Below are 25,514 nucleotides of genomic sequence, written 5' to 3'. Positions count from 1 at the left end.
ATAATGCCAATGATACCAATGCTCTATTAAACTAATATTAATTTTTCATAGATAAATAGAACTATTGATAATTTAGTGTAAAATAGTAAACAGTTATTATTTCCGAAAATTCTGAAAAATAACGACAAAGTACGACAAATTTCACACTTCATTTCAAATATAGTGATACTTAACAACAAGAGATTCACGAACGACACCATTGATTCTGTTTGCCTAAGTAACTTAGGAAAGGAGGTAAAGGTGTTTTTTATTTAGTCTTTTTTAAACAAGGGCGAGCAGCGGACGTTAATTTAATTTTTGTGAAATTCAAAGGAGGAATGAAGTTGAGGAAGAAAAGTAGTTCAGTCAAAGCTCTTAGTGTTGTAGCATCTTTACTCATGACGTTTTCGCTAGTAGCACCAAATGTTGTAAGCGCAGAAACAACTAGTAAGCTTCATCAATCGTTCAGAGATTCAAGCTCTAATAACATTTCTGTGAAAGACAAATTAAATAGCCGTCTGCTTGAAAACTTTAAAAACGATGAGAAGGTTACATTCCTGATTAAATTCAAGGAAAAATCTGACTCTCTTCAAGTGGCTGAAGAAGCAAGAAAAAATGCAGATGAAGCAAACCTATCAGCTCATAATACAAAGCTTATTCAACGCTCTGCTGTTGTGTCTGAGTTAAAGGCAACGTCTATTGAGTCTCAACAAACGGTTAAACAATTTTTAGAACAAGAAATAGCGAAAGGAAATGCCGAAGATCTTACCTCCTACTACATCGTAAATGGGATGGCAGTTACTGCGACACAGGAAGTAGCTGAAAAGATAGCAACTTTCGCAGAAGTAGAAAAAATATTGCCAAATGAAACTCGTCAACTGTTTACAACAAAAACAGAAAATGCGGTCGTTCCTAAAGCAGAAACTGCAAATATCGAGTGGAACATTGAGCGTGTGAAAGCACCAGATGTTTGGGCGATGGGCATTGATGGTTCAGGAACGGTAGTAGCAAGTATCGATACAGGAGTTCAGTGGGATCACCCAGCTTTAAAACAAAAATATCGTGGTTACAATGCAGCAACTGGACAAGTCACACACGACTATAACTGGTTTGATGCAACAGCTGGACGAGCTACTCCATATGATGATATTGACCATGGGACGCACGTAACAGGAACAATGGTTGGTAGTGAACCAAATGGTGCAAACCAAATTGGTGTAGCTCCGGGAGCAAAATATATTGCAGTAAAAGCTTTCTCAGCAGCTGGTGGTACTGATGTCGACTTGTTAGAGGCGGCACAATGGATTTTAGCACCAACTGATGCAGCTGGAAACGCACGTGTTGATATGGCTCCGGACATTGTTAATAACTCTTGGGGTGGCGGTCCTGGTCTTGATGAATGGTACCGTGACGTAGTTATTAACTGGCGTGCAGCAGAAATTTTCCCTGAATTCTCTGCAGGTAACACAACGCTTTCAAATCCAGGTGGTGCAGGATCGGTTGCAGCACCAGCAAACTATCCTGAATCATTTGCGACAGGTGCAACTGATATTAATAACAAAGTGGGTAGCTTCTCACTACGTGGTCCTTCGCCTTATGCGGAGATTAAACCAGATATCTCAGCACCAGGTGTAAATATCCGTTCATCCGTACCGGGTGGTGGCTATGAAGGTGGTTGGAATGGGACATCTATGTCAGGTCCAGCGGTATCTGGTGTAGCGGCACTTCTTCGACAAGTAAATGCGAACTTGACGGTTGATGAAATGGAGGAAATTTTGCTTAATACAGCTAATCCTTTGACAGATGCTCAATATCCAGCAGTTCCTAACCATGCATATGGATATGGGTTAGTGGATGCTTATGAAGCAGTATCCTCGATTATTACTGGATTAGGAACATTAAAAGGACAAGTAACCCAACAAGGTGATGACAATGAAGCACCAACATTCGAACATACAGCTCCAAGCGAGACGTATGCGGGAATGGATTTAGAATTGACGATAGATGTTAATGATAACATTAGCGTTGCTTCAGTTATTCTAAACTATAAAGATGCAGATGGAGCTTGGCAAGTAATTGAAGCTGGTCGCAAATCTGGTGATTATAAAGCTGGAGAGTTCGGTGTAGTAGTTCCTGGTGAATTAATCACAGGTAACTCATTTACGTACAAATGGATTGTAAACGATTTTGGTAATAATGAAGTAAGCAGTGAAGAATATGTTGTTCAAGTGAAACCAGGAATTACGGTTGGATACTTTGAAGACTTTGAAGGACAGCCAACGGGTTGGTATTCATTTGGAGAACAAAACAGTTGGGAATGGGGCGTGCCTACATCTGGACCAGGAAATGCTGCATCAGGTGAAAAGGTATATGCAACAAACTTAGCTGGATTATACGCGAATCGCATGAACGCGACACTTGTTGCACCTCCAATTGACCTGCCAGAAGGAAACTCATACTTGCAGTTCAAACATTGGCACAATTTTGAGCAATCTTCCTCAGGAAGAGCTTGGGATTATGGACATGTATTTGTTTCGACTGACCAAGAAAACTGGACGCAATTACTAATGGTTCAAGGTCAATCGAATGGATGGGTAAGTGCAGAGGTTGATCTGTCTGCTTATGCTGGTCAACGTATTTACATTGGATTTAATGCATTCTCTGATGGAAGCGTTCAAAGAGATGGCTGGTATATCGATGATGTATCTTTAGCTAATATCTCACAAACTGGAAAAGTATCAAAAGGAAATAAAGGAACAATCGTAAATAACGGAAATAATGGAAATACAAATAACGGAAATAACAAGGATAAAGACAAAGATGCATTAAAAGAAGCGGTTGATCCAAAGACAATCAGACCTGTATTACCTGTAAAAGAAGCACCACCAGTAGAAGAAACAATTGTTAATCCTACCCTTCTACCATTAGGTGCTCAAGTTAGTGTACTAGAATCAGGACGCTCGGTTTATTCAAATCCAGCTGATGGTTCTTATTCATTAACACATGGTGCAGGAACGTTCACCGTAAAAGCGGAAGCTTATGGATTCACCTCAGAAGAACAATCTGTAACGATTGAAGCTGATGGTACAACAACTGCTAATTTCACTTTAGATGAAGTAGCACAAAATACAGTAAGTGGTACAATTACGGACCAATCGACAGGTGAAGGTGTTGCAGGAGCAACAATTTTACTTGTGGAAGATGCAAACATCACCCCTGTGGAAACGGATGCATCGGGTAACTATTCACTTACAGCATACGAAGGTGATTACACATTAAAAGTAGTTGCTCGAGGCTACCATAGCCAAGAAGTTTCCATTACTATTGGTGATGAAGCAATTACGCAAAATATTGCACTAGAGCCATTCTACACGTATCCTGGTGGAGAAATAGGTTATGATGACGGTTCAGCTGAAAATGCTCGTGCTTTTAATGCAGCAGGAAATGCATGGGCGGTAAAAATGTCTCTACCTGAAGGCAAAGAAAACGGTATCGTGACAGATGGCGTATTCCGATTCTGGGACACTGAATGGCCAGTCCCTGGTGGAACTGCATTTGCTGTTGAAGTTTGGGATGCTACAGGTGCAGATGGTGCACCAGGTAAGATGCTTGCAGGCCCGATAGATGCAACAGCTTTACGTAACGGTGAATGGACAGTTGTGAATTTAACTGAACACAACATTGTCGTAAATGGCGACTTCTTCATGGTATACCGCCAAACTTTTGCAAACCCAAATACACCAGGTTTAGCAACAGATGAAAATGGAACAAATGCAGGAAGAAGTTATCAAGGAGTTTCTGGTGCTTGGTCTCCATCACCAACTGCTGAAGGTAACTATATGATTCGTGCTCGAGTAAGCTATGAAGTAAGCGCGCCAGTCATCACATCTCCTGCTGCTAATTTGACAACAAGTCAAGAAGCGTTGACTGTTGAGGGGACAGCATCACCGACTGCTACTATAGAGTTGAAACAAAACGGTAAAGATTCTGGATCTGTTATTGTAGGCAATGACGGTAAATTTGCAATCCCTGCGACACTTACGGAAGGTGCTAATGAGTTCAAAGTGGTTTCAGTGTTAGATGGCAGAACTACAGGTGAATCTGAACCAGTTACAGTGATTTTAGATACAATAAAACCTGAAATGACTATAACAAGCCCAAAAGATGGTGATAAAACTAATCGTGAATCGGTAACTGTCGAAGGTACCGTTACAGACGCAAACCTTGACTTCGTAAAGGTTAACGGTCAAACTGCACAAGTTGTTAATGGAAAATATTCAAAACGTATACTTCTTGAGAACGGTGCGAATGAAATTACAGTCATCGCTCAAGATAAAGCTAAAAATAAAACTTCCAAAAAAGTGACAGTAACTGCACAATACGATGCACCTGTCATTGAGAACTTAAAACCTGCACAAGACCTTCAATTGACAACAGGTAAAAGCGTTAAAATTGAATTTGATAGTGAGCCAGGATTGAAGACAACATTTGTCATCCATATGCCACTAACAAATGTTGGAGATGTTCAAAACGCTACGGAATTACCAATGATGGAACAATCTAATGGTCACTATGTCGGATACTGGACAGTACCAGCAGATACTGTTGCCAACGGAGCAGTTATCGAAGTAAAAGCTGTTGACAGCTTCGAAAACGAAACACGCGAAAGAGCAGCGGGTAAATTATACATCAATGTAGCAGCGCCTTCAGCTCAACCATCAGTTGAGACACCTGCAGAGACTCCTGTGGATGCGCCTGCTGAAACGGAAACACCTGCTGAAAAGATGGCGGAATAAACGATTCTATTGAATGCCGAAGAGGATAAAAATCCTCTTTGGCATTTTTTAGTTTTATAGTTAGTTGAAAAATAAAAACTTTAGATGGAATAAAAGAGCTTTTAGTTGGAAAAATGACCCTCTTTGTTGAAAATAAAACTCCTATAAAAAACTAGTGTAGTCCTTTCATTACTCCGCATATGATGTGTTGAAAGGGGTGTGCGATGAATTATTATGTAAATGTGTTTAAGAACTTTTTGCCTCTAAATGCAGAGATTCTAGAGTTACCGGAACCCCAAGATATACCGGCTGTAATTCTAGCAGATATCGATGGAGATCGTTTGGAAGAATTAATTGGCGCATATAGACATGAAGAACAAAACTATCTCTTAATATTAAAGAACAATCATGAACAATGGCTTCCATTAATTCATATTCAAGGTAATGGTTATGGCATAGCAAATTTAATGGCAGCGCCAATAACAGATAGTTGGATCAATACATTGATAGTAGGTTGGCAAATAGGTAGTATATGGTCTCAATTAGATCTGTTGCAATGGACAAATAGTGGATTTGTACAGCTATCTACTGAGGATCTTGTATATAGTAAGTTGGAAGTAGAAGATATGCCAGGTACTTATGGAGAGGATGGTCAATATGAAATGGCGGTTTGGACTCATGATACTGGAGAAGCCTATAAAGTAGAAGTATATCGATTCACCGATAGTGGACTAGTACGAGCAAAGGATGTCTATCCTTATTACTTTAAAAAAGTGGGGGACTACTACAAGAGATTATTACAAACGAATGATTTCTCCTATTACTGGTACTATTTGGCTGATGCACAGAAGAAAGCTGGTGATTTGGAACAAAGTTTAGCTTCCATTGATAAAGATTTGTCCTTTCGCTCCCCATACCCTTCAAGAGATATGTTGCTAGATAAAAAACAACAGATTCTTAGACTCTTACAAGATAATAAATCTAACGGTCAAGGTATTATTACACATACTAGAGGAGATGTGACAGGTGATGGTATTATGGATACCATCTACCTTACGGGTGAGAAGAGAGAAGATAGCCCGTTTTGGCAAAACATTACGTTAAATATTCTATATGGAAAAGACAATATAGTAGAGAGAATTTCACTAAAGCAAAATGCTGGCTATAATCCTACCTTATTTCTCGGAGATTTTACTGGAAACCAGGTATATGACATTTTGATTGTCATAGATACAGGTGGAAGTGGTGGTACGATTTACGCTTATATTTTTTCTTATATGGAAGGGAACATGCGTCAAGTGTTTGATGTAGAAGAATATAACGAACAGTCAAAATATGAGGTTAACTATCAAAATCAATTTAAAGCGACTGTAACTAGTAGTTATCCTTTGAAGAAATATACATTGGATTTAACTTATAAGGGGGAAGAATATTTATCGGAGATCTATAACGAAAATGGAACATTAAAAGAGCCGATTGAGGGTTGGGTAGATCCCGTGAGTGGTTTATATCCAATCGATTTCGCTAGAGACGGAACTTACGAGCTTACTGCATTTCAAAGAATCGCGGGAAGATATCATGCGGATGCATTAGGGTATGTTCAAAATGTATTAAGCTGGAATGGAAGCGAATTTATCACCGAAAGACAAAGTGTATCTATTTTTGGCGAGGATTTATCTAATAGATAATAGGATAAAGAACTACTACAAGTGACATTTTTGTAGCAGTTCTTTTTTATTACCGATTGTTCATATAATTGACAAAAAGTATTTGACAAATTTGTGAACACGTTGAATAATATAGAGTAAGAGGGGTGTTTTAAATGGAATCATACGTGAAAATGTTACATGCTACAAAATTTGTAGGTGCAATTTTGTTAACTGTAGGAATAGCTACCTTTTTATATGGATCATTAATAAGCGAATATAGTACTGTTATGGGTGTAGGTATTGGAATAGTAATGGGAGCAGTCTTTATTTTTCTAATAGGGATGATTCTAGTTGCTTCGGAAGAAATGGTATTAAACTCTAAAGAATATAGAAAAGAGAGCGTCTAAAATGACGCTCTCTTTTTTCTGTTTACATATCCCAAACCAACGTCAGCAAGGTGCCTAGTATGGTTAATATAGCAAGGATTAAACCATAATATATATTTACATAAATAGAATTTTTATCGTTGGTCTCACCTGCGTGCATAAATACTACCAGCTGAAGACCAGCCTGTATAAATGCCGTAAGGAGAAGAACAGTCATACCAATTGAGTAGGACATATCAGTAAAATACACTAATAGTGCCACTGCTGTAAGAACTAATGAGAATGCAAAGCCCATTACTTGTTTAAGAGGGAATAATTCTTTCATATTACATCATTCCTTTCAAGTAGATGAAGCTGAAGATGAAAATCCAAATAATATCTAAGAAATGCCAATAGAGAGAGAAAATAAATGATTTATTGGCTGTTTCCGGAGTCAAGCCACGTTTTTTGATCTGCAATAGGATAAATAATCCCCAGAAGAAACCAAGTGTAACGTGTAATCCGTGTGTTCCTAAGGTCGTTAACAAAATGGCAGTAAAAGCACTAGTTTGTAACCCTGCTCCAACATGCACATAGTGAATGAACTCATAAATTTCGAAGCTTACGAATGCTGCCCCAAGTATAAGAGTAACCGCAAAGAATGCCATTGTCGCTTTTTTATTGTTCATTCGCATAGCATGAATGGCAAGTCCAATCGTAAAGCTACTTGTTAATAGTAAAATCGTTTCAACTAATACTGGTGTAATTTCAAAAATTTCTGCCCCAGAAGGTCCATTGCCAATACGATTTTCTAAAGTAAAATAAGATGCAAATAGTGTCGCGAAAAGCATAATTTCCGCACCAATGAAAATCCAAAAACCTAAGATTTTTAAGCTATTTTCTTCCGTGCTGTATTCAAGTGGAAGCGAGTTATCTACCTTCATTTTTTAGCACCTCGCAATTTTCTTTCAGTTTCTTCGATGTCCTCTACAGAAATATATCTTCCATGGTCTTTCTCGAATGAACGATAAGTCAAACAAGCTAAAATACCGATCAATGACACTATGGCAAGTGGCCAAATGCTGAATATCATCGCAAATCCAAAGACAAAGAAGATACAGCTCATGATAAATGGTAAACCACTGTTATTTGGCATGTGAATTTTTTCAATTTTTCCATTGAATAATTCATGACCATTTTTCTTTGAATCCCAAAATGCTTGTGTCGATGCAACTTGTGGTGTAATTGCAAAATTATATTCTGGTACTGGAGTATGTGTTGCCCATTCAAGTGAACGTGCATCCCATGGGTCACTAGCAATATCCCTTGAAGCATAACGAGTACTATAGTAAATATTGTAGACAAGAAGGACAAAACCTACTGCCATAATTGCTGCACCAATGAAAGAAACCATATTTAACGCACTAAAACCGGTTGATTCAGAGTAAGTGTACATGCGACGTGCCTGACCATCTAAGCCTGTAATATACATTGGAATGAAGGCTAGGACAAATCCGACTGATAAAATCCAAGCTGTCCATTTACCAAGCTTTTCGTTTAACATGAAACCAAATATTTTTGGCCAATAGAATGTAAGACCAGCTAGCATAGCGTAAACCACACCTGGAATAATTACGTTATGGAAATGAGCTACTAAGAACATCGTATTGTGATATTGATAGTCAGCAGCTGACATTGCAAGCATTACTCCGGTAACTCCACCTAATGTAAATAGTGGGATAAACATTATGGAATAAAGCATTGGGGTAGTAAATTCAATTTTCCCTTTCCAAAGGGTGAACAGCCAGTTAAATATTTTAACCCCGGTCGGAACAGCTATTGCCATCGTTGTGATGGAGAATATACTATTTGTTAACGCACCTTGGCCCATTGTGAAGAAATGGTGAGCCCAAACTACAAATGATAGTAAAGAAATGACTACCATTGAAGCAACCATGGACTTATAACCATAAAGGTTGCGTCGTGCAAAGGTTGAAATAATCTCACTATATAGACCGAATGCAGGTAAAATCAAGATATATACTTCAGGGTGTCCCCAAACCCAGAACAAGTTAGCCCAAAGCATATCCATACCACCATTGGTGGTTGTAAAGAAGTTTGTTCCAAATAATCTATCCATTGTCCCCATTGCAAGCAATACTGTTAATACAGGGAAAGCAAAAACAATGATGACGTTTGCGATAAATGCAGACCAAGTGAACATTGGCATTTTCATAAGAGTCATGCCAGGAGCTCTCATTTTTAAGATAGTCGTTATAAAGTTAATACCAGTCATTAATGTACCAATTCCGGCGATTTGAATAGCAATCATGTAATAATTCGAACCAACGGATGTACTAAATTCATTCCCTGCAAGAGGGAAGTAAGAAGTCCAACCAGCATCAGGTGATCCACCCACTATAAATGAAATGTTGAATAATCCCATTCCCATAAAGAATAACCAGAAGCTCAATGCATTTAGACGAGGAAATGCAACGTCACGTGCTCCGATTTGTAATGGTACTAGGTAATTAAAGAAAAATATAATGAACGGCATAGCCATAAACAGAATCATTACGACCCCATGTGTTGTGAAAACTTCATTATAATGCTGAGAATCTAGAAACGTGTTCTCCGGCATTGACAGCTGATAGCGCATCATAATTGCATCAACGCCACCTCGGAACAGCATAAGTAAGGCTGATAGCAAATACATGATCCCTATACGTTTGTGATCAACAGTTGTGATCCATTCGCGCCAAAGGTATCCCCATTTCTTAAAGTAGGTAATTCCTACGACTATAGCAATCATCGTAAGACCAATACCAACCATGGATGCGTATATTAAAAAGCTTGGATGTGGTACGGCAAAGCGATCAAAGAAATCCATACTTTTGTAACTCCTTTCAGGAATCTATAGCTTGAACTATAGTAATCTAATAAACTTCTAATTAATGATGAGCGTGACTTGATTCCTCATCGGTATTAGTTGATTCGTGATTTTCGTGTTCTGATTCTTCTGCGTCCGTTTCAGTAGAGCCATGGTCATGGTTAGGCGCAGGTGAGAATTCTAAATGTGTTCCTGTGTAAGTAGAACGTCCAAGATGGCCTGGTTCTAATAATTCCTCAAACTTTTCTTCGGTTAGAGGTTTTGCTGTTTCATGTACTTCTTTCACCCAATCATCGTAGTCTGCCTGAGACATAGCTGTAACTTCAAATGTATTTTCTGCAAATCCTGCTCCACTGAAGTTAGCATTTCTTCCAACAAACTCACCTTGTGTATCTGCTGCTAAGTGCAAGGTGGTGACCATATCAGCCATGGCATATTTTTGTCCACCTAATTGTGGAATCCAAAAACTAGTAATTGGTCCATAAGAATATAATTTAAACTCAATTGCACGGTCTTCAGGGATGTACAAGTAGTTAACAGTCTCGATATCTTCTTCTGGATAACTAAAATGCCATTTCCAGTTAGAAGAAGAAGCATAAATTATTAACGGCTCTTGATCTTCATATCCTGCTGGAGTCGCCTCTACTTCATAATTACTTTTTACAGAAACGATTGAAAGAAAAATGACGATCAAAATAGGAATACCGATACAAATTGCTTCAACGATTGGACTTCCTTCTATATGAGGTGGCTCGTAATCTTTACTTTGATTAGAAGCGCGATATTTTATTAGCACAAATACTAAAATAGCTAAAACGACAATAACTATACCTGACATCAGCCAGATAGAAAGCATAATATCATCAGCCTGAGTTTTAGCCTGAGGACCTTTCGGGTCTAAAACTAGTAATGGTTCACAACCTGTTAACACAGTGGCAATAGTGAAAACCATCGTCATTAGAGCCCACTTCATTTTTAATTTCATAGTTGTACCCCTTTCAATTCTGTTTATAAAAAGTTGTGGTAACTAATTCATGCGAATACTGATTGGAGGAATTCCTATCCGTGCCTCTATCTTATTACCGCAACTTTAAAAAACAAACTAATAGAATCGGGCTTCACAAAATGTTCATGAAGATATGAACAAATTAAAATAGTTCCGTAACACAATTGTGAAAACAGAGGTAAAATGTCAAAAAGTATTCATTATTGTGGATAATCTTGGTTCAAATCAAAAAATTAATAATATCAAACTTTTGCAAGTTTGAAGGTTCACCTATTTGGAAATAATTCTTAAAAGATCCTAGGCAGAAAGGAGACGAATTTTGGAATGAGACCATGGGTTATGACGCAGGAATGGCGGGATGTCCTTTTCCTTCATTGGCCAGTTTCGGCAAAGGATATACGTGATCACATACCTTCGGAGCTAAAGTTAGATCTATATGACAATATGGCTTGGCTTGGTTTAGTCTCTTTTCAGGTAAAAGGTAATCGCCCGAGACTTGTCCCCCCTATTCCAGGATTGAGTTCTTATTTAGAACTAAACGTTCGTACATACGTCAGCTATAAAGGGAAATCAGGTGTTTTTTTCTTTAGCTTAGATGCGAATAATCCAGTAATCGTAAAATTGGCGACCATAGGAAACTTTTTACCTTATCGTCAAGCTAATATCCATTTACAAAAAAGAAACAACATTTTTTCAGTTTCTAGTAAAGTGAGTAATGCGAATTCAATTCCCGAAACGCTAATCACTTCATTTGAGCCGATGCCAGAAATTATGGAAGGAACTTCATTAGAACGTTGGCTGACAGAGCGTTATTGTTTATGGACAAAAATAAATAATGATTTATACCGTGTGGATATTTGGCATGCTCCATGGAAATTGCAAAATGTTAAAGGGGAAGTTGTAGAAAATTCTATGGCTTCTTTTCTAAAAGGTGATTATCAAAAAAATCCACCAATCGCTCACTACTCAAAAAGGAAAAAAGTTCGATCTTATTTACCTATCAAAGAGAAATAAAAGGTTTCAGAACGTTTTATTGTTCTGAAACCTTTTAAATTAAAAATATTGAGGGAATTGCTTGATGATTGCCTCGGCAATCATATCTCCCATTTCTAAAGCTTGCTCTTCGATTTTGTCAAAAACCTCAATGTCCACTTTATAATTTTTTTCAATCATATTAACTGCCTCTGATTTTGTTAATGTCAAATGAGTATAAAACATTTCTTTTAATTCTTCTTTATTAATATAAGGGTTAATACTGCTCCAAAATGCAACAATTTCATCTGCATTTTTAAACCATGCTTTTTCTTTTTCCTCCACAGTTGTTGAATCACCTTTTACTGCAGCGGTTACTAGTTGCGCTGCTATTACTAAATGCTCCTTTAATAACCCCTCATATTGATTTGCAATTTGGTCTCCATAATAAGGACGAATACAATTCGCTAAATCGGTTGCGTTTCTTAAAAGCCGTTCTTGGACGAATGGCAAATCAGGTAAGTTAAATACAATGCTTGTAATTGTCATTCTCGTCCAGTTGACGTGCTCCATCCACAAAAGACGATTCATACTTATAAAATCGAATTCATTTTTACTAATAAATTGATCATGATCAGCCTCTTGATTCAATATAAATCGAACTGGAGCTGTATATTGAGAAAAAGGAGTCTTATAAAACGAGCTTAGGGGATAAGAAGAATAACGGAAATACAAAATATCATCATTCCTTTTCATTTTTTAATTGCCTATAAGTTACAATACTCGAAAGGATTCATTCTTGTGATTAGTAGTAAAAGGTTGAGTTCCCAAAAGTTACTTATTATAATAATAGTAAGTAATTTTTTGAATAGTAAGAATCAATAGAGGGTAAAAACATGATAGATTTTGACTACTTAAAAAGAGAAATAAAAAAGGAGAAAGTTACTTCCTTACTTGTATATCAAAAGGGAAATAGTATTTTCGAATACTACAAAAACAATAAACAACGTGAAAAGGTTCATAAAATGAATTCCTGTACCAAAAGTGTACTTTCAATCTTAGTTGGAATTGCACTAGAGAAAAAGCATTTAACATCCATTCACTTACCTGTCTATACCTTTTTCCCAGAGCTTTTTAAAGAACAAACGGATAGTCGTAAATTAGATATTACTATTTATCATTTGTTAACGATGACAGATGGATTGGACTTTCCCGAATTTGGTGAATGGAATAGCTTTGCACCAATGGTCTATCATCCGAATATAATGAAGTTTGTTCTAGAACGTCCAATAATCCATCCTGTTGGCACATATATGAACTACAACTCGGGTTGCTCCCATATATTATCTGCTATTCTCCAGAAAGTAACCAACATGAAAACGGAGGAATTTGCCAATAAGTATTTGTTCAAGCCGTTAGGTATTAAAGAATTTAATTGGTATTCAGATAATATGAACATCAATAAGGGGGCAGATGGGCTCGTTTTAAAAGCGACAGATATGATGAAAATCGGCCAACTAATGTTGCAAAATGGTGTTTATAACAATAAAAGAATAGTTTCGGAGGAATGGATAAAGACTTCTACTACACCATATTTTAAAACATATGAATTAATTGGTTACTACGGGATGCATTGGTGGATAAATAAACTGGATGATAAACAATATTTTACATACGAAAATACGTATCATTTTGCATTAGGATTTGGCGGGCAATATATATTCATTTATCCAAAAGAAGAGATAGTCATAGTGATCACGAGTGAAATATATGAAAATAGCTTACTGCCATTAAGAATAGTCCAAAAAAGTTTTTTAATTTAAAGCTTGTGTTTCTGTCTTCTTCAGCACCAAATGCGTCTAAGGGTATCTTCTGGATATGGGAGCGACGAAGGTGTAATTTATTCTGCGGAGGCTTAAGCGCAGCGTGCGCGTTTAATAGGTTATTGATTTAAAAAAAGGGGACTATTGGGATGCATAGAAGATACGATAAAAAGCATATCTTTTTGGCTATTGGGGCTTGTATCGTTTTGTTTTCACCTGTTTATTTGCTTATTATACCTTTAGCGGTTGTGAATACGCTCTATTACAAAAAAGGTATTTGGATTACGTATGCACCAACGGAAAATTATGTGACATTTGGGGTAAGCTTGTTTTTAATCGTTCTGGCCTGTTTAGTATTGGGATTTCTCGGTATACGGAAATGGACGGTTGGAGCAGGGGTGTTTTGTGTACTTCTTAGTAGCTTGGTTTTTTATATTGCTTCTTTATCTTATATTACTTTATCAGGGGAAGAAATTTCTTATCGGACTCTTTTTTCAAAAGAAAAACAATCCTATTCTTGGGAAGATCTTGAGAAGCTCGTTTATTATGTAAAGCTACCTGAGGATGATGAATTATCCTATTATGAATTTTATTTTAAGGATGGACAAATGATGACGATGAAACAAAATAGTTACGTAACAAATTTACAAGGAAATTTAAATGGTACAGTGAGAGCAATGCAAATACCTTTACAGTATGTCGAAGAAAATGGTGTTGAATAATTCAATTAGCCCAGTAATCTAACGATTATTGGGCTAATTTATGGCTTTTAAATATACCCATTAATTCGGGATTTTTCTTCTGCCACAATCTCATCTTTCAATTCTTCCATACTTTCTTTACGTCGTTCGTTTTTCTCCTTGATTGCAGCAAGTTCTTTTCCTTCAGCGAATTCCATCGCTGCTTCAGCTGCTTCCATATTATGAATTGTTTTTTTTAATATTTCTTTATTATCAGCAGAATCATTATGCTTTGGCATTATATTTCCTCCTCGATTAATTTAGAATCTTTCATGAAATAGTATTTCCAAATTCAACAAAACTATTTGAGGATTATATTACTAAAGGAAAACTTTTGGTAGAAAACTTTCAGATGAATAAAAATGGTGTTAAATTGCCATAGTAAAGACGTATTGAATTAGAGAAAAACCTAAGGAGGACGTTACTTTGGTAGATCACACCCAAATGAGCTGGAAAGAAGATAATGTCATTTCTCAACTGCACAATTCTGTTGATAATGTTACTTTTGCGGTAGGGCAAGCTCTAACTAATCCCACAGAGCAATTTATTCAAAATGCACAGGATATGATTGACCGTGCGGAGCGTTCTGTTAAAATGGCTTTAGACAGTAGAGGGAATTTGGAGCCTATTAGTTCACTGCAGGAGCAGTTGAATCAAGATAAGGAAAGATTAAACAGATTAAGTTAACAGGAAGTAACAAGCTAAAGAATAGCGGAATAGAGTACAACACCTTTGAAGATGGTACACTGGAAACAAGTACTGAATTCGGAGGTGTTTTTGCATGGTTGTAAAAGAAATTATGCTAGATAATGCTTGTATAAAGATAGACAGTTATAAGGAAGAAATAGTAAATGGTTTACAACAAATTTCGATCGTTTTTAGTGTAACGAGTGAAGAATATCATGACATTGCAGTTTTACTATACAAAGGTACTTTTCATGTAAAAGTCCCTGAGAGAGATTTGTCCTTTACGGGCACCATTAATAATTATTCTACTTCTATTACAAATTTATATGAAAAAGGTCAAGTGGGAGAATATAAATTAAGTTTAATCGAAGAGTAATTGGAAGGAGACTTGTTTCATGAAGTTAAGTATTCTAGATCAATCGCCTATTTCGTCCAATAAATCTGCTAGAGAGGCATTATATGAATCGATGAGGCTAGCACAAGTTGGTGAGATGCTAGGGTATACTCGATTTTGGATGACAGAGCATCATGATTTACCTGGTCTGGCAAGTTCTGCACCTGAAGTGATCCTTGGATTCATTGGATCAAATACTGAAAGGATTCGGTTAGGTTCGGGTGCTACTTTATTACCGCATTACAAACCTTTTAAAGTGGCGGAGGTTTTTAATACACTTGCTACATTATTTCCTGGTCGAATCGATTTAGGTCTTGGACGTGCACCTGGTGGGTCAGCCGAAGCAACAAACGCTTTATCAGAAAATTTTTTGCAGAACGTGTATAATATGCCAAGTTTATTAAAAGACTTACTCCATTTTTTAAATAATGATTTTCCTGCTGACCATCAGTTTTCAAAAATTTCTCCTTCACCTGTTCCAGATGAATTACCAGAAACTTGGCTTCTCGGGACAAGTAGAAAAAGTGCATTACTTGCTGCGGAATATGGACTTGCCTATACATTTGGGCAATTTATGAGTGATAAGGATGGAACAACTATTATTCAGGACTATCTTGATGCTTATGTACCTAGAAAGGGTGGACAAGTTCCTCAGGTGATGGTAACTGTCACAGTTTTCTGTGCTGAAACTACCGAAAAGGCAGATGAAATTTCATTAAGCTCGTTTATTTGGTCTTTACAAAAAACAAAAGGGGAAGGTCAGCAAGGTGTACCTTCTATAGAAGAAGCAAAGCAATATAAACTAGACGTTCGTGAAAGAGAGACTTTGGTTAATATGAGACAGAATAGTATTATTGGTAATCCCCAAGACGTGAAACAGAGGTTAATGGAACTTCAAGCTAGTTATCAAGCAGATGAAATCATGATCAACACAGTTACATATTCTGCGGAAGACCGAATTAACTCCTATAAATTAATTGCAGCCGAATTAATACAGAAGGATTAGACTACTTCCATTTCATTTAGAGCAGTACATACATTTGATTCTTGTATTTTTTCGGTTGCTTCGTCTATTAAGTGTTGAATGAATGACTCATCGTCAAAGTCTTCGGGATCAATCTCATATTTTTCTAACTCAATATACACATTTGCTCGTACATTGGATTCGATTTCTACTAAATCTGTAAAGAAAAACCCCCATCTCTTTTCTTCGAATCGTTTACCGTTAACATGAATAATGGAGGAAGTCACCATAGAGGATGGAACAGAATAATTACTTTTAATCGCAATAACTGTATCGCCATTATTTGCAGTAAAAATCATTTCTTTATAACCGATATCAAAATATTGTTTGAACTCCACTTTATTCAAGGATAACCCTCCAAACTAATAGATATATGGTAAGTATATAAATAGATTAGAAAGATTATGACAGATAGATTTAAAGAGAGTTAGGCATTCAACTGCCTAACTCTCTTTTTATATCATTTTTAACAGTGCTTCTCTCCCAATCATTCCTTTTGTGATTCCCAGTTCTTCTGCTTGGAAAGTAATTGACTCCAACGGCGCATTAATTAGTTGTTCAATGGTCTTTACGCCAACCGCTCTTCCTGCTATTACTTTCCTGTCCTTTAATTTTTCGTTCAACAATGCAACATCTAGGGCACCGCACATAATATATCCTTTTTCGTTTGAAACGGTAAGTAGGTTTGTTTTAGGTAACTCCACAGAAACTGCTATAAATGTATGACCTTCAATATCGATTGGGTACATCTGAATCATCTATACATCACTCCTTTTCTTCTCACTTAACTTATGTAAGTAGAAGGAAAAGTGTTTACTCGTCGATTTTCTGAGATACTCCGGGGATTTTCTGAGATACCCCGGAGATTTTCTGAGATACCCGGAGATTTTCTGAGATACTCTGGGATTTTCTGAGATACCCCGAGATTTTCTGAGGTACTCTGAGATTTTCTGAGATACCCCGAGAAATTCTCCAGCACAAGTCCAAAGGCCGTTTAAACTGATTAGAAATATAGTTTCCGTATAGAGTTGTTTTTTTATTTTCAAAATGGGGAAGATAGAAAGGAAGTATACTTTGATAAAGAGGTGATTTTGGTGGACAAATTGTTTGCCATTCTCGTTTTTGGGGGTGTGCCACTAGTTCTGGCTGGCGCATTTTTTGATTGGTCAGATATGATTATGTTCTTACTTTGTTGTGCAAGTATCGTCGGGCTTTCCGGATATATAGGGAAAGCAACCGAGAGTTTAGCTATTGTAAGCGGACCAAGAATTGGTGGATTATTAAACGCAACATTTGGTAATGCGGTTGAACTTATTATTTCTATATTTACATTGAAGGCTGGTATGGTTGGTATTGTACTCGCATCGCTTACTGGTTCGGTTTTAGGAAACCTGCTACTTGTGCTTGGACTTTCTTTTTTTGTAGGAGGATTAAAATTTAAACGTCAAAAGTTTAGCGTACATGATGCAAGATACAACTCAGGCTTGCTTATTTTTGCGGTAATTGTTGCATTTGTTATCCCAGAAGTATTTTCTATATCAATGGATACACAAGAAACATTGAGTTTAAGTATTGGAATTGCAGTGGTTTTAATTGCTCTTTATCTTGCAGGATTATTTTTTAAACTTGTTACCCATCGAGGTATATTTGCTTCCACTGATCAACCTCAGAAAGAAGAAGAGATACCTGAATGGACAAAGGGTAAATCAATTTTAGTGCTTCTTATTGCAACTGTAGCGGTTGCTTTTGTTTCAGAGCAGCTTGTTCATACATTTGAAATGCTAGGAGAAAAGTTTGGTTGGTCTGAGTTATTTATTGGTGTTATCATTGTTGCAATTGTTGGGAATGCCGCGGAGCATGTTTCGGCAATTACGATGGCTGCCAAAAATAAGATGGATATATCAGTTGAAATTGCGGTTGGTTCTACGCTACAGGTGGCAATGTTTGTAGCTCCAATACTAGTTATCATTTCTTTATTTATGCCAGAAGCAATGCCGCTAGTTTTCACGTTACCTGAATTGGTTGCGATGATTACTGCTGCATTACTTGTCATTAATCTTTCTAATGACGGGGAATCGAACTGGTTTGAAGGGTTAACACTTTTCGCAGCATACTTAATTATGGGAATTGGATTCTTTCTTCTTTAGCAGCAAAATAATAAGTCGGCACCACTAACTGTGGTGTTGCTTTTTTTTGTGCCAATCTATGTATGTTTATACTATTAATAAATGATAAAATATTGAAAAGGCTGAATATTGTAGTCAATATTTAAATAAAGGGGAAATGATGATGCAAAATGATTATCCAATCCAGTTAAACGATAGAATTTATTTGATAGATGGATATGACTTAGGAGTGGCTGAGCGAACGGGTACATATGTCATTCTAGAGGAAGAGATAACGATTGTTGAGACAGGACCAAGTCCATCCGTAAAGCACGTTAAAGCCGGATTAGAAGCGCTAGGAATTACATTGGATCAAGTAAAATACATTATTGTTACACATATTCACTTAGATCACGCGGGCGGAGCGGGCTTACTAATGAGAGAATGTCCAAAAGCTAAAGTAGTAGTCCATCCGAAAGGTGCAAGACATTTAACGAATCCTGAAAGACTAGTTGCTGGTGCTAAAGCGGTATATGGAGAAAAGTTTTCGAAGTTATTTGATCCGGTAATTCCTATTCAAGAGGAGTTACTACTTGTAAAAAATGATGGAGACACTTTAAAGATTGGTCCAAATTGTATGTTAAAATTTTTAGACACTCCAGGTCATGCAAAACATCATTTTAGTATTTATGATCCTGTTAGTAATGGTGTGTTTACAGGAGATACAGTAGGAGTTCGATATGAACAATTGATTTCAGAAGGGGTTCATTTGTTCCTTCCGTCTACTTCACCAAATCAATTCGACCCGGAGGCAATGCAAAGGGCAATCGATCGTATTAAGGATATAAATGTAAATTATATTTATTATGGGCATTTTGGTATGACTGACATTCCAGAAAAAGCTCTAAACCAAGTATCTAATTGGCTTCCTATTTTTTTGGAGGAAGCAAGAAATATAGTTGCAGAACAAAAAGGGTACGAAGAGCTTGCACTAAAATTATTAAGCATAGTGAGGAGCCATCTTCGAGTGGAGAATATTCCAGACGACCATGAGGTATATAATTTAATTCAGCTTGATATGGAAGTAAGTGCAATGGGTATCATCGATTACTTATCAAAATAATAGATTAGAAGGGATTAGCTACAAACAATGTTTGTGAAAAGTTAATCCCTTTGTAGATTTTAAGACGGTAATTTGTAATAACTCCATAATCTCTTTAAAATTAATAGTGTAAAAAAATAGAGAGGGGACACGGGATGGAATTTTTTTTAATCATACTACTTTTGCTCATCACCATCGGTCTCTCAAATTTTATTAATCATTTTATGCCATACATACCAGTGCCAATTATCCAAATTGCACTAGCAGTTTTGTTAGCAGCCTTTCCTTTAGGAATTCATGTGCCTATGGATCCAGAGCTATTTTTTGTTCTATTTATAGCTCCTTTGCTTTTCCATGATGGCAAAAATGTTTCGAGACATGCATTATGGAAATTACGCAAACCAATTCTATTGCTTGCACTTGGTTTAGTGTTTATCACTGTATTAGTTATTGGGTATTTAATTCATTGGCTGATTCCGTCGATTCCTTTATCTGCATCTTTTGCGTTAGCGGCGATTCTTTCACCTACAGATGTAGTGGCAGTAGCAGCTATTTCTAGCCGTGTTAAGATGCCAAAAACAATTATGCATGTATTAGAAGGCGAAGGTCTGATGAATGATGCCTCTGGTTTAGTTGCGTTTAAATTTGCGGTTGCGGCAACCGTGACGGGTGTATTTTCATTAGCAGAGGCAAGTTGGAGCTTTTTAGTAATTGCAATTGGAGGATTTGCAGGAGGTGCAATACTTGGATTTCTCATTATTCGCCTGAAGATATTTATCCGACGACTTGGGATGGAAGATGTCACACTTCACATGCTAATTCAAATTCTTACTCCATTTGTTATCTTTTACATCATCGAGCATTTTCATCTCTCTGGTATATTATCGGTCGTTGCAGCTGGTATTGTGCATGCTATCTATAGAGATCGAGATCAGTCTCCTTTAATGCAACTTCAAGTTGTTTCTAAAAGTACTTGGAGTATTCTCATTTATATTTTGAACGGCTTAGTATTTGTATTGTTAGGCTTACAGATTCCGAGTGTCATGAATGAAATTTTTGAGAACCCAATGTTTAATAATTACGAGGTAATTAAGTTCATCTTAATAATTACTGTAGCACTATTAATATTACGATTTTTGTGGGTGTACTTAGGATGGTGGGGAGGGTGGTTGCATAAAAAGCAAATTCCAAAACCTTCTCTGCGAATGATCGCAATAACAACTATTTCTGGTGTACGAGGAGCAGTTACATTAGCTGGAGCCTTTACTATCCCATACGTTCTAGCAGATGGAAGTCCTTTTCCTGAACGATCACTAATCATTTTCATAGCTGCAGGAGTAATATTAGTTACTTTAGTATTAGCAAGTATCCTCTTACCTCTTCTTGTAGAATCGGATAAAGGTAATTCAGAAGAGTTGAAAGATGAGATGGAAAGGACTGCGAAGATCAGTTCTATAGATGCTGCCATTGGTTTTATCCGTGAAGTGATAAATGAAGAAAATAATGGCGCTGCTGTATCCATCATTTCTAATTATTCTCGCATGCGAAATGCTCTGAAGAATGTAAATGCAGCGGATACCGAGCAATTGAAATTGATGGAAACGGATATTCGTATGAAGGCACTTGCGGAGGAAGAAAAATTTATTGATGGATTGAAAGAAGAGGACCAAATAGACCGGGAAATTATTTATTTGATGGATGAACATATTCAACGGATGAGAGTAGCGGTTACAAACCGGATGCACTACAGAGGATTATTTATTTGGACAATTTTTAAAAGAACTTTTTTCAATTTCATTCAATTATTTACACCTAAAAAAAATAAAAAACGATCTGTTGATCATCAAAAAGTTATTCAACTTAAAGTGAATATGGCAAAAGCTGCAATCAATTATCTGAAGTCACAAATGACTCTTGAAAACGAAGAAGTTTATTTGTTGATTATCGGTGAATATAATGACATGATTATGAAATTTAAGCTAGCCAAAAAAGGTGCAGAGCCTAAGAAATATGCCCAAATAAAAAGAGAAATACAAAATAAGGCTTTTCAAGCGGAGCGAGATGAAATTCAAAACCTTTTCGAAAATCGAGAAATTACTGCCGAAGTCACGAGAAAACTTCGTAAACAGATTAATATTAGAGAAGCGTATTGGATGGAAGAGAATAGTTTACAAAAGCATTAACAGTAAAAAGCAGTCAATTAATGATTAATTGACTGCTTTTTACTATACAAACCCTACAAGCCTATTTGTTGAGCAACGATGATTGCAGCTGTAGAAATTTCGTACCAGATGGCAACATGTTAATTAAACGATAGATGGTATTCACACATAATTCTTTGAGTACATAAGGTATAAAAAGTGTGAGGAGGTTGTTCGTTGAATAAAGATCAATTGTCTAATTCAAAAATAAAAACTTCTCGATCTAAATGGCATTATTTTGAAGTAATAGGTTTAATATTAGTAGTTGCATCCTTACTAATTCTATTAGTTAATCCAAATTCGTTATCCGATTTCTTTAATGCAGTGATCTCTGAAGTTAAACCGATTGTTGTAGATGTCTTTTTAACTAGTGAGATAGGTATTGCTATTATTATAAGTGTTATATTTGGTCGTATAATTGAAAGGCTTGGATTTACGGATGGTTTAATTCGGCTTTTTGTCCCAATTATGAAGGGTCTAAAAATAAATCCATCAGTCATTATTCCAAGTGTTTATAATATCCTTGGTGATATTAATGCGGCTGGAAAAATTTCTGGTCCGGTATTAGTTAAAGCAAAAGCAACAAAAGCGGAACAGAAAATTGCAGTAGCTACAATGATTCAATCACCTCAATCTTTTGCGACATTAGTATTAGGGCTTATAGCATTATCCGTGTTTAATATTAATGCATTTCCTCTTATAATTATCTCCATATTCCTTCCAATTGTTGTTGTTCCATTCATTTTATCCAAAACAATATATCGAGACACCAAAAAAGTTGAGTTAGAAGAGCTACCTCGCTTTACTCCTAAGACTAGATTTCTAGAAACAATTTTCACATCTGCTAAAGAAGGTGCCGAGCTCCTTTTTTTAACTATTATCCCTGCAGTAGCGGCGGTATTTTTCTTTATAGGTGCTTTAAAATTCTTTGGAGCATGGAACGTAATTGAATCAAGTTTATCCTCCATATTAACCTTTCTCAGTATCGAGCCATCGACTGGAATTGTTTCCATATTAGCAGCACCTACACTTGCTGTTGCTCAACTTGCAGAACTGGCTAGTACAATTGATCCGCGTCTTATTGTTGGATCATTTGTATTAGCTAATTCTGGCTTACCTTTATCCGTTATCTTTGGTCAGATTCCAGTGACATGGGCAGAATCCTCTGATCTGAATGAAAGAGAAGCTTTAATTGCTGCAATTGTTGGAATGATTATCCGAGTTTTAACTGCTTGTATATTGGCGTATTTTTTAACTCCATTATTGGTGGGCTAGTATGAATAATTGTTACATCATTCGAGGTCAAAAAATTGTCACTGTTAGTAAACTTGGAACTTTAATGAGTGGTGCAATGGTTATTAAGGATGGAAAAATTTTAGATGTTGGATTATGGGAAGATTTTCGAGTACGATATCCATCTATTCCAGTTATTGATTTTTCAAACTATATAATTACGCCAGCATTGGTGGATTGTCATACACATTTATTGGAATTTGCTCCAAGTTCACTTTATCCGATTACATCCGAAACGCACTTTCTAGCAGCCAAGAGTATTCTATTACATGCCATTTCCTCTGGGATTACTGCGATAGGTGAACAGATTTGTGGAAACCCGTTTTGTGACTTTTCAAAAGAAGATTATCAACAGGCAGTTCATGGGTTGCCAATAAATGTTTCATTTGCTACAACGAGTATATCTATAGGTTTTGAAAATTTAGCGCATTTTTCATTCGTAACAAAATCTCAAAGTATCCAAAAAGAGGATTTAATTAATCCGTCGTTAGTGAAGAAAATTGCTTTAGAGAGTGAATATCCAGGGGAGAACATTTTTATCAATGCAACACCTGCTAATTTTACAAAAGAAGAAGTACCAAAAGCTGGGGTAGTTATTTATTCTCTAGAAGAAATGAAACAGATTACAAAAATATATCATAGTTTAAATAAAAAAATTGGAGCCCATGTAGCTGGAGAGGAAGGAATTGAACTAGCGTTAGAGGCAGGGGTAGATGTTTTGCATCATGCACATGGAATATCTGACATACAATTAGAAAAAGTTTCACAAAAAGGGAAGGACATTGTGGTAACTCCAATGGGTGGTACTCATTTATGTCCAAATTCTCCTAATGAAATTCTTCGAATGGTAAGTAAAAATATTCCTGTATCTATTTCGACTGATGCATATCTTCCGCCATATTTAGGAACTTCGTGGTTGCCTTTTGAAAATTTATCTTTGAGGGGACCAGAAGTTTTAATGTTGATCGCACATCCATCCATGCAGCTTTTAAAGAATAACCACCATAATGAAAATGAAATTTTAGCCTTAATTACCGACAATCCAGCAAAAATATTAGGGAAAGATCATCAATTTGGGCGTTTAGAAAAAGGGTTGGATGCAAATTTCCTTGTTGCAGAAGGTATTCCTGGTTTGGAAATAACGGACGTAGAAAAAATAAAAAAAGTTTTTTATTTAGGGAAAAAAGTGATAGATCGAAAAGTACTTTAATATACTGTTTTAATGGAATCAGCCAATTTATTTTGGTTGATTTTTTTTATTATATAAGTAAAAATTCCATCCAAAACATAACACTTCTCTGTCGTATTATCTAGAACATTTGAGGGGAAAGCTAAAGTTGTGCAAAAAAAAGGAGGATAAAAAATGACAATTAACAAGGAACTTCAGGCATTAAAAGAGTATAGCTGTAGTGATCGGTGTGTATTGAGTGTTTATTTAAACACCAATCCAGGTGATCCGCAACAATTAAATGGCGGTTGGAAAATCCATTTAAAGAGTGGTCTGAAGAGACTTGGTGAGTATTTAGAGGGCTCAGATGAAAATGAAAAAAAAGCTTTTAATAAAATAAAGAAAAAAATAATAAATGAATTGGAAGACAATCAACAGGAAATGCGAAAAGGAGTAGTCATTTTTGCAAGTGCCACTGATGATCTATGGTCTGTCCATTATGTTCAAGTTCCAGTAAAAACAAGTTTTTATTGGGAAAACCATCCTGTGATTGAACAGTTAGAGTATATGTATAAAGCATATCCAGAAGCAGGAATTATCATGCCTAGCTTTGGGGAAGTTCGCATTTTAGATACTGCAATGGGATTCGTGCGAGATGATTTGACGTTTAAATACGATCCAGTTTCTGAAGTGTGGGGAGAAATGAAAAAAATGGACGCACAGGGTAGACGTCCAGTGGCGGATAGTAAAAGTGCTGTGCTAGATCCGAAATATAAGGTGAATAAAAACAGTTTCTTCAAAGGAATGAGTACGACTCTCGAGCAATTGAAGAAAAAAAGAGGATGGCGCGAATTCCATGTAGCTGGGGAAGCTGAAATGGCCAATGCTTTTTCCGAAAGCATAAGAGATACTCCAGCAAGTTGTATTTACAAAAATCTAAATAACAGCAAAGCACATGATGTTATTCATCAAATATTTGAAAAATAATAATTTAGGGGTGCTGAGTAAAAACATATTACTCAGCACCTATTTCTAAAAAGTATAATACTCATTGTCAAATTTCACCTTCAACTTTTTTTGCATAATCGTTTCAAATTTACACAATCTATTCTCACAGGGAGGTGAATAACATGGCAAATTCAAATCGTAATCAACTTCTAGTACCAGGAGTGGAACAAGCTCTTAACCAAATGAAATATGAAATTGCTCAAGAATTCGGTGTACAACTTGGAGGAGAAGCTTCATCGCGTGCTAACGGTTCCGTTGGCGGAGAAATTACTAAGCGACTAGTAGCTCAAGCCCAATCACAAATGAGCGGTTTTCAAAACAACCAACAATAAT

Annotated in this window: 24 protein-coding genes; 16 read left to right on the top strand and 8 right to left on the bottom strand. The window is 36.4% G+C overall.

Translation table 11 applies throughout. The annotated features are described in order from the left end of the window. The first annotated feature begins 317 nt into the window (after positions 1-317). The 3 genes from P2Q73_RS14845 (at position 318) to P2Q73_RS14835 (ending at position 6,810) form a co-directional block, all read left to right on the top strand. On the top strand, positions 318-4,775 hold the full coding sequence (locus P2Q73_RS14845) for a S8 family peptidase (protein WP_275788641.1): 4,458 nt from the start codon (positions 318-320) through the stop codon (positions 4,773-4,775). 203 nt (positions 4,776-4,978) lie between these two features. Beyond that, entirely contained in the window at positions 4,979-6,442 is a 1,464-nt protein-coding gene (locus tag P2Q73_RS14840; protein ID WP_253278868.1) for a hypothetical protein, read from the top strand. A gap of 134 nt (positions 6,443-6,576) precedes the next feature. After that, positions 6,577-6,810 (top strand): hypothetical protein, encoded by a 234-nt coding sequence (locus P2Q73_RS14835; protein ID WP_053590801.1) that lies wholly within the window; start codon positions 6,577-6,579, stop codon positions 6,808-6,810. 22 nt (positions 6,811-6,832) lie between these two features. Here the strand turns inward: P2Q73_RS14835 and qoxD are convergent, their stop codons facing one another. From qoxD to qoxA, 4 genes are all read right to left on the bottom strand, one after another. Beyond that, the gene (qoxD, locus tag P2Q73_RS14830; RefSeq protein ID WP_053590800.1) at positions 6,833-7,114 is read right to left on the bottom strand and encodes a cytochrome aa3 quinol oxidase subunit IV; all 282 of its coding nucleotides are present in this window, start codon (positions 7,112-7,114) and stop codon (positions 6,833-6,835) included. A 1-nt stretch (position 7,115) separates the two neighbouring features. Beyond that, positions 7,116-7,712 carry a cytochrome aa3 quinol oxidase subunit III gene (gene qoxC, locus P2Q73_RS14825; RefSeq protein WP_056828636.1) on the bottom strand — a complete coding sequence of 199 codons (597 nt, stop codon included), beginning with the start codon at positions 7,710-7,712 and terminating at the stop codon, positions 7,116-7,118. Then, the gene (qoxB, locus tag P2Q73_RS14820) at positions 7,709-9,658 is read right to left on the bottom strand and encodes a cytochrome aa3 quinol oxidase subunit I (RefSeq protein WP_056828634.1); all 1,950 of its coding nucleotides are present in this window, start codon (positions 9,656-9,658) and stop codon (positions 7,709-7,711) included. The genes qoxC and qoxB overlap by 4 nt, the downstream gene beginning before the upstream one ends. A gap of 61 nt (positions 9,659-9,719) precedes the next feature. Further along, positions 9,720-10,643, bottom strand: a complete 924-nt coding sequence (gene qoxA, locus P2Q73_RS14815; RefSeq protein ID WP_053590797.1) for a cytochrome aa3 quinol oxidase subunit II — start codon at positions 10,641-10,643, stop codon at positions 9,720-9,722. Between the two features lie 345 nt (positions 10,644-10,988). Between qoxA and P2Q73_RS14810 the strand changes: the two genes are divergently transcribed. Beyond that, the gene (locus P2Q73_RS14810; protein WP_275788633.1) at positions 10,989-11,678 is read left to right on the top strand and encodes a YqjF family protein; all 690 of its coding nucleotides are present in this window, start codon (positions 10,989-10,991) and stop codon (positions 11,676-11,678) included. Between the two features lie 39 nt (positions 11,679-11,717). Here P2Q73_RS14810 and P2Q73_RS14805 read toward each other — a convergent pair whose 3' ends face one another. Next, positions 11,718-12,392, bottom strand: coding sequence for a hypothetical protein (locus P2Q73_RS14805; RefSeq protein WP_275788630.1), 675 nt, complete (start codon positions 12,390-12,392; stop codon positions 11,718-11,720). 140 nt (positions 12,393-12,532) lie between these two features. Here P2Q73_RS14805 and P2Q73_RS14800 point away from each other — a divergent pair, with 140 nt between their 5' ends. Together P2Q73_RS14800 and P2Q73_RS14795 are read left to right on the top strand one after the other, a co-directional pair. Continuing rightward, positions 12,533-13,459, top strand: coding sequence for a serine hydrolase domain-containing protein (locus P2Q73_RS14800; RefSeq protein WP_275788628.1), 927 nt, complete (start codon positions 12,533-12,535; stop codon positions 13,457-13,459). Positions 13,460-13,608: 149 nt separating this feature from the next. Continuing rightward, positions 13,609-14,181, top strand: a complete 573-nt coding sequence (locus P2Q73_RS14795) for a hypothetical protein (RefSeq protein ID WP_056828628.1) — start codon at positions 13,609-13,611, stop codon at positions 14,179-14,181. A gap of 47 nt (positions 14,182-14,228) precedes the next feature. Here the strand turns inward: P2Q73_RS14795 and P2Q73_RS14790 are convergent, their stop codons facing one another. Continuing rightward, positions 14,229-14,438, bottom strand: coding sequence for a small, acid-soluble spore protein tlp (locus tag P2Q73_RS14790; protein ID WP_275788624.1), 210 nt, complete (start codon positions 14,436-14,438; stop codon positions 14,229-14,231). Positions 14,439-14,625: 187 nt separating this feature from the next. Here P2Q73_RS14790 and P2Q73_RS14785 point away from each other — a divergent pair, with 187 nt between their 5' ends. The 3 genes from P2Q73_RS14785 to P2Q73_RS14775 all read left to right on the top strand — a co-directional run bounded on the left by P2Q73_RS14785 (position 14,626) and on the right by P2Q73_RS14775 (position 16,286). After that, entirely contained in the window at positions 14,626-14,886 is a 261-nt protein-coding gene (locus P2Q73_RS14785; RefSeq protein ID WP_275788622.1) for a hypothetical protein, read from the top strand. Between the two features lie 94 nt (positions 14,887-14,980). Further along, a complete protein-coding gene (locus tag P2Q73_RS14780) occupies positions 14,981-15,262 on the top strand; it encodes a DUF3219 family protein (protein ID WP_053590792.1) in 282 nt (93 codons plus the stop codon). A 19-nt stretch (positions 15,263-15,281) separates the two neighbouring features. Beyond that, positions 15,282-16,286, top strand: a complete 1,005-nt coding sequence (locus P2Q73_RS14775) for an LLM class flavin-dependent oxidoreductase (RefSeq protein ID WP_275788620.1) — start codon at positions 15,282-15,284, stop codon at positions 16,284-16,286. On the opposite strand, the gene P2Q73_RS14770 is transcribed toward P2Q73_RS14775, so the two are convergent. Both P2Q73_RS14770 and P2Q73_RS14765 read right to left on the bottom strand, forming a co-directional pair. Further along, entirely contained in the window at positions 16,283-16,642 is a 360-nt protein-coding gene (locus tag P2Q73_RS14770) for a hypothetical protein (RefSeq protein WP_231687580.1), read from the bottom strand. The genes P2Q73_RS14775 and P2Q73_RS14770 overlap by 4 nt on opposite strands. A 117-nt stretch (positions 16,643-16,759) precedes the next feature. Next, on the bottom strand, positions 16,760-17,062 hold the full coding sequence (locus tag P2Q73_RS14765) for a YunC family protein (protein ID WP_275788617.1): 303 nt from the start codon (positions 17,060-17,062) through the stop codon (positions 16,760-16,762). 333 nt (positions 17,063-17,395) lie between these two features. Here P2Q73_RS14765 and cax point away from each other — a divergent pair, with 333 nt between their 5' ends. The 7 genes from cax (at position 17,396) to P2Q73_RS14730 (ending at position 25,513) form a co-directional block, all read left to right on the top strand. Further along, a complete protein-coding gene (cax, locus tag P2Q73_RS14760) occupies positions 17,396-18,451 on the top strand; it encodes a calcium/proton exchanger (protein ID WP_053590788.1) in 1,056 nt (351 codons plus the stop codon). Positions 18,452-18,593: 142 nt separating this feature from the next. Then, positions 18,594-19,532 (top strand): MBL fold metallo-hydrolase, encoded by a 939-nt coding sequence (locus P2Q73_RS14755; protein ID WP_275788613.1) that lies wholly within the window; start codon positions 18,594-18,596, stop codon positions 19,530-19,532. A gap of 134 nt (positions 19,533-19,666) precedes the next feature. Continuing rightward, positions 19,667-21,694, top strand: coding sequence for a Na+/H+ antiporter (locus tag P2Q73_RS14750; RefSeq protein ID WP_275788610.1), 2,028 nt, complete (start codon positions 19,667-19,669; stop codon positions 21,692-21,694). Between the two features lie 195 nt (positions 21,695-21,889). Further along, entirely contained in the window at positions 21,890-22,987 is a 1,098-nt protein-coding gene (locus P2Q73_RS14745; RefSeq protein WP_275788607.1) for a hypothetical protein, read from the top strand. Between the two features lies 1 nt (position 22,988). After that, positions 22,989-24,215: an amidohydrolase family protein gene (locus tag P2Q73_RS14740; RefSeq protein ID WP_275788605.1), complete on the top strand. Its 1,227-nt coding sequence runs from the start codon at positions 22,989-22,991 to the stop codon at positions 24,213-24,215. Between the two features lie 153 nt (positions 24,216-24,368). Then, positions 24,369-25,160: a VLRF1 family aeRF1-type release factor gene (locus P2Q73_RS14735; protein WP_275788601.1), complete on the top strand. Its 792-nt coding sequence runs from the start codon at positions 24,369-24,371 to the stop codon at positions 25,158-25,160. Positions 25,161-25,303: 143 nt separating this feature from the next. Beyond that, on the top strand, positions 25,304-25,513 hold the full coding sequence (locus P2Q73_RS14730; protein ID WP_053590783.1) for an alpha/beta-type small acid-soluble spore protein: 210 nt from the start codon (positions 25,304-25,306) through the stop codon (positions 25,511-25,513). The last annotated feature ends 1 nt before the right edge of the window (position 25,514 follow it).

The sequence above is a fragment of the Bacillus sp. Cr_A10 genome (genome assembly GCF_029222665.1).
In the GTDB taxonomy this organism is placed as follows: domain Bacteria; phylum Bacillota; class Bacilli; order Bacillales_A; family Planococcaceae; genus Psychrobacillus.
Note: the sequence above shows the minus strand (reverse complement) of the source record. Positions and strands in the feature narration are given on the sequence as shown.